This window comes from uncultured Campylobacter sp., assembly GCF_938030815.1.
Taxonomy (GTDB): domain Bacteria; phylum Campylobacterota; class Campylobacteria; order Campylobacterales; family Campylobacteraceae; genus Campylobacter_B.
In genome coordinates this window covers 1-8,712 of record NZ_CALHII010000060.1, presented here as the reverse complement: position 1 = coordinate 8,712, position 8,712 = coordinate 1, and the positions used below count along the sequence as shown (strand labels likewise).

The window sequence follows — 8,712 nt, the reverse complement described above, 5'->3', positions numbered from 1 at the left end:
TTAAAATTTACGCGCAGCAGCACCTGCCCGCGGCACCTATCTTTCAGCCTGCGACACTCAAAGATGAGGCGGTCGCGGCACAGATAAAAGAGCTAAAGCCTGATTTTATAGTGGTTGCAGCGTACGGTAAAATTTTGCCGCAGGTCATCCTTGATGTCGCGCCCTGCATAAACCTGCACGCCTCGATCCTGCCTAAATACCGCGGCGCAAGCCCGATCCAAAGCGCGATCTTGGCGGGCGAGAAGCAAACTGGCGTGACGGCGATGCTGATGGATGCGGGGCTTGACACGGGCGATATGCTTGATTTTGCCTACACGCCTTGCGAAGACAAGACGGCGGCGCAGCTCTTTGACGAGCTCGGGGGTCTAGCGGGCGAGCTGATAGTGCGAGTGCTGCGAAATTTTGCAAATTTAAAGCCGCTCAAGCAGGATGACACGCAGGCTACGCACTGCAAAAAGATCGCAAAATCAGACGGACTTTTTAGCTTTGATGAAAAAGCAGAGCAAATTTATAATAAATTTCGCGCGCTAACGCCCTGGCCCGGGATCTATCTAGCTAGCGGACTTAAAATTTTAGAACTAGAGCTTTTGCGCGAATATTGCGAGCGTAAATTTGAACGCGCGGGCGAAATTTTAAGCGTCGATAAGCTTGGCTTTGGCGTCGCATGCGGCGAAGGCGCGGTTAAGATCATGAAGGTGCAAGAGCCTGGCAAAAAGCCGGTGGACGCTAGCGCGTATCTAAACGGCAAGCGGCTAAAGATCGGCGATCTGCTATGCTAAGTGGAATTTTAAATTCTCGCGTTTTGCGCCGCGCTTTTGATGCTACACGGGAATTTTATTTGCGCCGCGCTTTTGGCGTCGCGGCGAAATTCTGCCTTGGGTATCGCCGCAATCGTGAAGTAAAATTTTACTGTGCGGAATTTCGAAGCGAAGCTCCAAAATCAAGGCTTTATAAAATTCTAAAACCTCGCTTCTATACTTTAAAATTTTACGCTTGCAGGAGATTAAAATTTCGCCACCGCGGTTACGGATCTTGCGGCGTCGCACCAAACACGCACCATTTAAAATTCTATGATCGTGCCACAGAATTTTTGCGAGATAAAGCTTTAAAATTTTATCGAAATACCGCTGGGAAAATCCGCATTGCCGAAGAATTTAGCAAGAGCGTAAAATTCCATCGCACAAAATTTCACTATGTCGTAAAATTTAATCATGCTAAATTTTATCTTGTCTCAAAATTCTATCACTACGCGGAATTTAAACGCTTGCAATATTTCAAGGCGAGCCCTTCACCTTACGCAAGGAGCGGGTTTTGCAAGTAGAATTTGTAGAGCAAATGCCCTCCACGCAGGAGTTTTTGGTGAACGCCGTGCGCGAAGGCAGGATAACGCCGCCTTTTGCGATCGCCGCAAATCGCCAAAGCGCCGGTATCGGCTCGCGCGGCAATGATTGGGAGGGCGCGAGCGGCAATCTCGCATTTTCGTTCTGTGTCGCGCAGAGCGATATGCCCGCGGACGTGCCGCCTCAGTCGGCGAGCATATATTTTGCGATGATTATGCAGGAGCTTCTAGCATCGCTCGGCTCGCAGCTTTGGCTTAAATGGCCCAACGATTTTTATGTGGATGAGCGCAAAATCGGTGGGACGATGACGAATAAGATCAAAAATACCCTCATCTGCGGCATCGGCATAAACCTACTCGGCGCGCCCGAATATGCGGGAATTTTAGATATAAAAATCAGCGCAAAAGACGCTATAGAGGGCTTTTTTGCGCTATATGAAAATAAAATCTCGTGGAAGCAAATTTTTAGAAATTTTTCGTTACAATTCCAAAAATCGCAAAAATTTAGCGTTCATCTAGGCGGTGAAAAAATTTCGCTCGCGCAGGCTAAACTTTGCGAGGACGGATCGATCATAATAAACGAAGAAAGGGTTTATGCTTTAAGATGAGTGAAGTAATTACGATAGCAAATCAAAAAGGCGGCGTCGGCAAGACGACCACAGCGGTTAATCTCGCTGCGTCGCTAGCGATAAAGAAAAAGCGGGTCCTGCTGATCGACGTAGATCCTCAGGCGAACGCTACGACCGGACTTGGCTTTAACCGCAGCGACTTTGAATTTAACATTTATCACGTCCTAACGGGGCGTAAAAGCATGTCCGAAGTGATCCAAAAGACCGAACTTGAGTTTATGGATCTGGTGCCGTCAAATATCGGACTTGTAGGCATCGAGCGCGAAGTAAGTGAAGAGAAAGACTTCAAACTAATGCTAAAAAATAAAATTTCCGAGGTTAAGGATAGATACGATTTCATCATCATCGATTCGCCGCCGACGCTCGGTAGCATTACGGTAAATGCCTTGGTTGCAAGTGATAGCGTCATCATCCCGATTCAGTGCGAATTCTATGCACTTGAAGGCGTCGCGCTGATCCTAAATACCGTAAAAGTCGTCAAGCAAACGCTCAATAAAAATTTAAAAATTCGCGGATTTTTGCCGACAATGTACAGCTTGCAAAACAACCTCGCCAAAGAAACGGTCGCGAATTTACGCGAGTATTTTGATGATAAGCTCTTTCGTATCGGCAAGAGTGATGATCTAGTCATCATTCCGCGCAATATCAAGCTAGCCGAAAGCCCAAGCTTTGGCAAGCCGGTGGTTTTATACGATATAAAATCTGCTGGTTCCATCGCCTATCAAGACCTCGCTAAATCCATAATGGAGCAAAAATGGGCAAGGTAAAAAGAGCACTCGGTCGCGGGCTCGGTGCGATTTTAGACGACGTAGAAAGCTCCTATAACAGGGAGCTAGAAAGTGGAAATGCAGATAGTTTAGTTATCGAAATCGATGTCGATAAAATCGAGCCAAATCCATATCAACCGCGGCAGAGCTTCGATGAGGAGGCACTTAGGCAGCTGAGCGAAAGCATCGCCCGCCACGGGCTTATCCAGCCTATCATTGTTATTCAAAAAGATGATTCTTACGTCCTTATCGCCGGCGAACGACGCCTAAGAGCGACGAAGCTTTTGGGCGAGAGTAAAATCAAAGCCGTAGTCGCGGACATAAAATCTCAAAATTTAAGAGAGCTTGCCCTCATCGAAAATATCCAGCGCGAGGATCTAAATCCTATCGAGCTTGCCAAGTCCTATAAAGAGCTCATCGGCGAATATAGGATCACGCAAGAGGAGTTAGCCGACATCATCAAAAAGTCCCGCACGCAGATTACCAACACGCTAAGACTTTTAAATTTATGCTCCGAAGTGCAAGACGCCATAAGCGCAGATAAAATTTCGCAAGGGCACGCCAAGATAATGGTTGGACTTGAAAAAGAGGATCAAATTTTAGCTCTAAATACCATTTTAGGACAGCGTCTAAGCGTAAGAGATACCGAAAATTTAGTAAAAAAGCTCAAAGATAAAACCGTTCCGAAAGAGAAAAAGTCTGGTGCGGAATTTCAAAGCTTCAAGCCTGAGCTTTTAAAGCTAAAGGCCAAGCTTGATCAATTTGGTAAAATAAGTATCAAAGAGCGTAAAATTTCGATCGAATTTAGCGAAATTTTACAAATTTCCGAGTTTTTAAAGAAAATCGGATGATTTTTTATAGTGTATTTTAATTTTTCATATTGTAAAATACGCATTTTGTTTAAAACTAACCTAGAGGAGGTGCGATGCTAGACGTAAGTTTGACCGCCATGATAACGACCATCGTCGTATTTTTAGCTTTGATTTACTTCTTAAATATCAAGCTTTATAGACCGCTACTTTTGCATATGGAAAAGCGAGAAGCTATTATTAAAGAAGATGAGGCAAATGCGATGAAAAACGCACAGGATGCAGATACCGATAAAGCAGAGATCGTAAGAATCATGGATGCTGCGAAGTTGCAAGCTGTTAAAATAAAGCAAGAGGCGATGGATAGCGCGAAGCAGGCTGCCGCTAGAGAAATAGCCGAGAAAAAAACCGCAATGGAGGAAGATTTTGATCAATTTTTAGGCGGTTTGGATGAGCAAAAGCGCAACCTAAAAAATGATTTGCAAGCCAAAATTCCGGAATTTAAAAAAGCTCTAAGTACTGCCGTGGCTAAAGTATGAGGATTTCAGTATGAAAAAATATCTATTTTTATTTATCGTTCCGGCGTTTGTTTTAGCAAGCGGTGGGCACGATGGAGTCAAAGACTACGACGTGCTGTGGCGAAGCATAAATTTCATTTTGTTTTTCGGAATTTTGTTTTATCTTTTAAAAGGTCCCGCAAAAGCAGCATATCAAGGTAGGATCGACGGCATCGCATCTAGACTTGAGGCTAATCAAAAAATTTTAAAAGAGTCTGCAGCTCGCAAGGAAGAAGCTAAAAAAGATTTGCAAGATGCTAAGGTTCAAGGCGCAGCTTTAATTGAAACTGCTAAAAAAGAGATCGTGTTCGCCGCCGAAAAGATAAAAAATGCGACCGAGCAAGAGATTGCGAATTTGCAAAAATCTTTCGATGAGCAGAAGAGCTTTGAGGCGCGCAAGATCAAAAAAGAGGTCGTAAGCGAGATACTGGATGACGTTTTTGCATCGGATGACATTAAATTCGGTCAAGACAAACTGGTTAAAATCGTAGAGAAAAAGGTCGGATGATGATAAATAACACCTCAAAAAGATATGTAAACGCCCTGATACTGAGCTATAAAAAAGATGAACTAGGCTCTGTTTTGCAGACGCTCGAGAGCGTCGCGAGCGCATTTAGAATTCCAAAATTCCAAGATATTGTAAAATCTCCGACGCTAAAAGAGGAATCCAAAGTGGAACTTATTGCGTCGTTTATAAAAAATCCAAGCGAAAAAATCGTAAATTTTATTAAACTCCTGGCTAAAAATAGGCGTATTGCGCTAATTCCACAGATAGTCGAGGAACTGCGCAAGAATATTGCGGCGCTGGATAATAAATACTTAGGTAAAATTTATTCCGCTACCGAAATAGACGCCGCGAAAATAAAAGAGCTAGAGGCTAAAATTTCAAAGAAATTTAATGCAGATATTACTCTGCAACCCGTTAAAAGCGAGCTTGAAGGCATTAAGATCGAAGTCGAGGATCTTGGATTTGAGATTAGTTTTTCAGTTGATAGATTGAAACAAAAAATGAGCGAATATATTTTAAAAGCAATTTAAAGGAGTAAAGCGTGGGTGCGAAAATTAAGGCAGACGAAATCAGCAGCATAATCAAAGAGCGAATCGAAAATTTCGATCTTAGCGTTGATATCGAAGAAACCGGTAAGGTCGTTTCGGTTGCAGACGGCGTTGCTAATGTTTACGGCTTAAAAAACGTAATGGCTAACGAGATGGTCGAATTCGAAAACGGAGCTCGTGGTATCGCGTTAAATTTAGAGGAGAGTAGTGTCGGCATCGTTATTTTAGGCGATACTAGCGGTATTAACGAAGGTAGTAGCGTTAAAAGACTGGGTAAGCTTTTGCGCGTTCCGGTAGGTGATGCATTAATCGGTCGCGTAGTAAATGCCCTGGGCGAGCCGATCGACGGTAAAGGTGCGATAGAGACTAGGGATACTAGATTTGTCGAAGAAAAGGCTAAAGGCATCATGGCTCGTAAATCCGTTCACGAGCCACTTCAAACCGGCCTTAAGGCGATCGACGCGCTAGTGCCGATCGGTCGCGGACAGCGCGAGCTCATCATCGGCGACCGCCAAACAGGAAAAACCACCGTTGCTGTTGATACCATCATCAATCAAAAGGGCCAGGATGTCATCTGCATATACGTAGCAATCGGTCAGAAGCAATCTACCGTCGCGCAAGTCGTTAAAAAGCTTGAAGAATACGGTGCGATGGATTATACGATCGTAGTTGCAGCCGGTGCTAGCGAGGCGGCTGCGCTTCAGTATTTGGCTCCGTATTCTGGCTGCACCATGGGCGAGTATTTCAGAGATAACTCCCGCCACGCGCTTATCATCTATGATGATCTAAGCAAACATGCGGTCGCATATCGCGAGATGTCGCTTATCTTGCGCCGTCCGCCAGGACGCGAGGCGTATCCTGGCGACGTATTCTACCTGCACTCTCGCCTGCTTGAGCGCGCTAGCAAGCTAAGCGATGCACTCGGTGCAGGCAGCCTAACGGCGCTTCCTATTATCGAGACGCAGGCAGGCGACGTTTCGGCGTATATCCCTACAAACGTTATCTCTATCACTGACGGTCAAATTTTCCTAGAATCTGGTCTATTTAACTCTGGAATTCGTCCTGCGATCAACGTGGGTCTTTCGGTTAGCCGCGTCGGCGGTTCTGCGCAGATTAAAGCGATCAAAAAAGTCTCGGGAACCTTGCGCCTGGATCTTGCTCAATACCGCGAACTTCAGGCGTTTGCGCAGTTTGCGAGTGATTTGGACGAGAGTAGCCGTAAGCAGCTAGATCGCGGACAAAGAATGGTCGAAATTTTAAAGCAACCTCCTTATTCGCCGCTTCCGGTCGAAAATCAAGTAGTGATCATCTTTGCAGGAAGCCGTGGATTTTTAGACGATGTGCCTACGAGCTCTATTGGCAAATTTGAAGCTGAGCTCTATCCGTATATCGAGGCGAAATATCCTGAAATTTTTGAAGAGATCAGAAGCAAAAAGACCATCGAGAAGGATTTGGAAGAAAATTTAATCAAGGCTCTAAATGACTTTAAAGCGACCTTTGCCGCTTAAAAAGGCTAAATTATGGCAAATTTAAAGGATATAAAGCTTCAAATCAAAAGCGTCAGAAATACGGAGAAGACTACCAAAGCTATGAAGCTGGTCTCCAACGTCAAGCTCAAAAACACCAAAGAGGCGGCGATGCGCTCGCGAGCTTATGCGGTGAAGATTAACGAGGTCTTGGGTGAAATTTCTGCGCGCGTTAAAAATTACGTAGGCAATAATTCGGGCAACGACGAAAAACTTAGAATTTTTGATACCACTCGAGAGGTAAAGGTAGTTGATCTGCTGTTTATCACCGCAGATAAAGGGCTTTGCGGTGGTTTTAATATCAACACCATCAAAAAGATCAAAGCTTTGATCGAGGAGCTTAAAGCGAAAAAGATCAAGGTTCGCCTTCGCGCCGTCGGCAAAAAGGGGATAGAGTATTTTGATTTTCAAGGCATTGAGCTTTTGGAGCGATATATCGGCGTGAGCTCATCTCCATCGTCCGAGAAAGCTAACGAAATCGTCCAAGCCGCAGTTAAGGATTTTAACGAAGGCAAAACCGACGAAGTCATACTTATCCACAACGGCTATTTGAATATGATTACTCAAGAGATGCGGGGTGATCATCTACCCTACCGATACTGTCTATGGGCTGGGCTGTGACATTACTCATAGCAAGGCCTTGGAGCGTATCGCACACCTTAAGGGCGTAAAGTTGGACAAAGCCAACTTCTCCTTTGTCTGTGCTGATCTGAGCAACCTTTCCGACTACGTAAAACAGATAGATACCGCTACCTTCAAGCTCCTTAAGCGGGCACTGCCAGGGGCTTATACCTTTATCCTGCCAGGGAATAACAACCTGCCTAAGGAGTTCAAAAAGAAAAAGACGGTAGGAATTCGTGTGCCTGATAATAACATTGCTCGTACCTTGGTAGAGAAATTGGGCAATCCGATTGTCTCGTCCTCTATCTATGACGAAGACGAAGTAGTGGAATACACCACAGACCCCGAATTGATCTTTGAGAAATGGCAAGACAAGGTCGATATTGTCATCGATGGTGGTTATGGAGACAATGTAGCCTCCACTATCATAGACCTTTCCACAGGAGTTCCTGAGCTGATTCGTGAGGGAAAGGGTAGCATAGAGGGACTTTTTTAACTAACTGAAAACAAACATAGTGCGTTATTTTATACGACTCTCCTATAATGGAAAAGATTACAATGGTTGGCAGCGACAGCCCAAGGCTCCCTCGGTGCAGGAAGAGATAGAACGAGCCTTGTCCTTACTATTACGTACTGAAATCTCCATAGTGGGAGCTGGCCGTACCGATACTGGGGTACATGCCAGGGACTATTATGCTCATTTTGACCATGAAGCGTCACTGCCTGAGAATTTAGTAAACAAGCTTAACTCCTTCCTCCCAAAAACCATTGCTATCAAAGCTATCTTTCCTGTCAAGGACGATGCCCATGCCCGTTTTGATGCCCGCTCTCGTACCTATCAATATTTCATCAGCACGGAGAAAGACCCCTTCGGGTATGAGCAACATTATTACATACATTATCCCCTCGACCTCGACTTGATGAACAAGGCTTGCAAAATACTTCTAAAGCACACTGATTTTCAATGTTTTTCAAAAGTTAATACCGATGTCAGAACCTATATCTGTCATCTGACAGAGGCCTATTGGCGTCAGCAAGGGGCGTTGCTCATCTTTAGAATCACTGCTGATCGCTTCTTGCGCAATATGGTACGCGCCATTGTAGGGACGCTCTTGGAAGTAGGCTCAGGGAAAATGACCTTAGAGGGCTTCGAGCAAGTCTTACTGAGCAAAAATCGTTCCCAAGCGGGCTATTCCGTTCCTGGGCACGCACTTTTTTTAGAGGAAGTACTTTATAGTGACTAATGACTAGTGACAACTAACCTGCGACAACTGAAAATGGAAATAGAAAAAATACATCATATCGCAATTATTTGTAGCGATTACGAGCTGTCAAAGCATTTTTATAGAAAAATTGAAACTACTTTTATAATCTATTCAAATGAAATAAGAACCATTACTAAATCGTT

At 44.5% G+C, this 8,712-nt stretch carries 11 protein-coding genes and 1 pseudogene; 11 read left to right on the top strand and 1 reads right to left on the bottom strand.

The window, feature by feature from the left end; genetic code table 11:
• A partial coding sequence (locus Q0277_RS02240; RefSeq protein WP_297995164.1) for a methionyl-tRNA formyltransferase occupies positions 1-779 on the top strand: 779 nt, incomplete at its 5' end.
• Between the two features lie 42 nt (positions 780-821).
• Here the strand turns inward: Q0277_RS02240 and Q0277_RS02235 are convergent.
• Positions 822-1,049: a hypothetical protein gene (locus tag Q0277_RS02235; RefSeq protein ID WP_297995162.1), complete on the bottom strand. Its 228-nt coding sequence runs from the start codon at positions 1,047-1,049 to the stop codon at positions 822-824.
• 262 nt (positions 1,050-1,311) lie between these two features.
• On the opposite strand from Q0277_RS02235, the gene Q0277_RS02230 reads away from it, so the two are divergent.
• The 10 genes and pseudogenes from Q0277_RS02230 to truA all read left to right on the top strand — a co-directional run bounded on the left by Q0277_RS02230 (position 1,312) and on the right by truA (position 8,548).
• Positions 1,312-1,947, top strand: a complete 636-nt coding sequence (locus tag Q0277_RS02230) for a biotin--[acetyl-CoA-carboxylase] ligase (protein ID WP_297995160.1) — start codon at positions 1,312-1,314, stop codon at positions 1,945-1,947.
• Complete coding sequence (locus Q0277_RS02225) at positions 1,944-2,735, top strand: AAA family ATPase (RefSeq protein WP_177389424.1); 792 nt, start codon at positions 1,944-1,946, stop codon at positions 2,733-2,735. The genes Q0277_RS02230 and Q0277_RS02225 overlap by 4 nt, the downstream gene beginning before the upstream one ends.
• Complete coding sequence (locus Q0277_RS02220) at positions 2,723-3,586, top strand: ParB/RepB/Spo0J family partition protein (RefSeq protein WP_177389423.1); 864 nt, start codon at positions 2,723-2,725, stop codon at positions 3,584-3,586. The genes Q0277_RS02225 and Q0277_RS02220 overlap by 13 nt, the downstream gene beginning before the upstream one ends.
• 74 nt (positions 3,587-3,660) lie before the next feature.
• Positions 3,661-4,083: a F0F1 ATP synthase subunit B' gene (locus Q0277_RS02215; RefSeq protein ID WP_297995158.1), complete on the top strand. Its 423-nt coding sequence runs from the start codon at positions 3,661-3,663 to the stop codon at positions 4,081-4,083.
• A 10-nt stretch (positions 4,084-4,093) separates the two neighbouring features.
• Complete coding sequence (locus Q0277_RS02210; RefSeq protein WP_297995155.1) at positions 4,094-4,609, top strand: F0F1 ATP synthase subunit B; 516 nt, start codon at positions 4,094-4,096, stop codon at positions 4,607-4,609.
• Positions 4,609-5,139 carry a F0F1 ATP synthase subunit delta gene (locus Q0277_RS02205; RefSeq protein ID WP_297881233.1) on the top strand — a complete coding sequence of 177 codons (531 nt, stop codon included), beginning with the start codon at positions 4,609-4,611 and terminating at the stop codon, positions 5,137-5,139. Before Q0277_RS02210 ends, Q0277_RS02205 begins: the two co-directional genes overlap by 1 nt.
• Positions 5,140-5,150: 11 nt before the next feature.
• Positions 5,151-6,665, top strand: coding sequence for a F0F1 ATP synthase subunit alpha (atpA, locus tag Q0277_RS02200; RefSeq protein WP_297995150.1), 1,515 nt, complete (start codon positions 5,151-5,153; stop codon positions 6,663-6,665).
• A 12-nt stretch (positions 6,666-6,677) separates the two neighbouring features.
• Positions 6,678-7,274, top strand: a pseudogene (locus Q0277_RS02195) (F0F1 ATP synthase subunit gamma); the annotation flags it as partial.
• Entirely contained in the window at positions 7,261-7,800 is a 540-nt protein-coding gene (locus Q0277_RS02190) for an L-threonylcarbamoyladenylate synthase (protein WP_297995147.1), read from the top strand. The pseudogene Q0277_RS02195 and the gene Q0277_RS02190, both read left to right, overlap by 14 nt.
• 19 nt (positions 7,801-7,819) lie before the next feature.
• Positions 7,820-8,548 carry a tRNA pseudouridine(38-40) synthase TruA gene (gene truA / locus Q0277_RS02185; protein WP_009641344.1) on the top strand — a complete coding sequence of 243 codons (729 nt, stop codon included), beginning with the start codon at positions 7,820-7,822 and terminating at the stop codon, positions 8,546-8,548.
• The last annotated feature ends 164 nt before the right edge of the window (positions 8,549-8,712 follow it).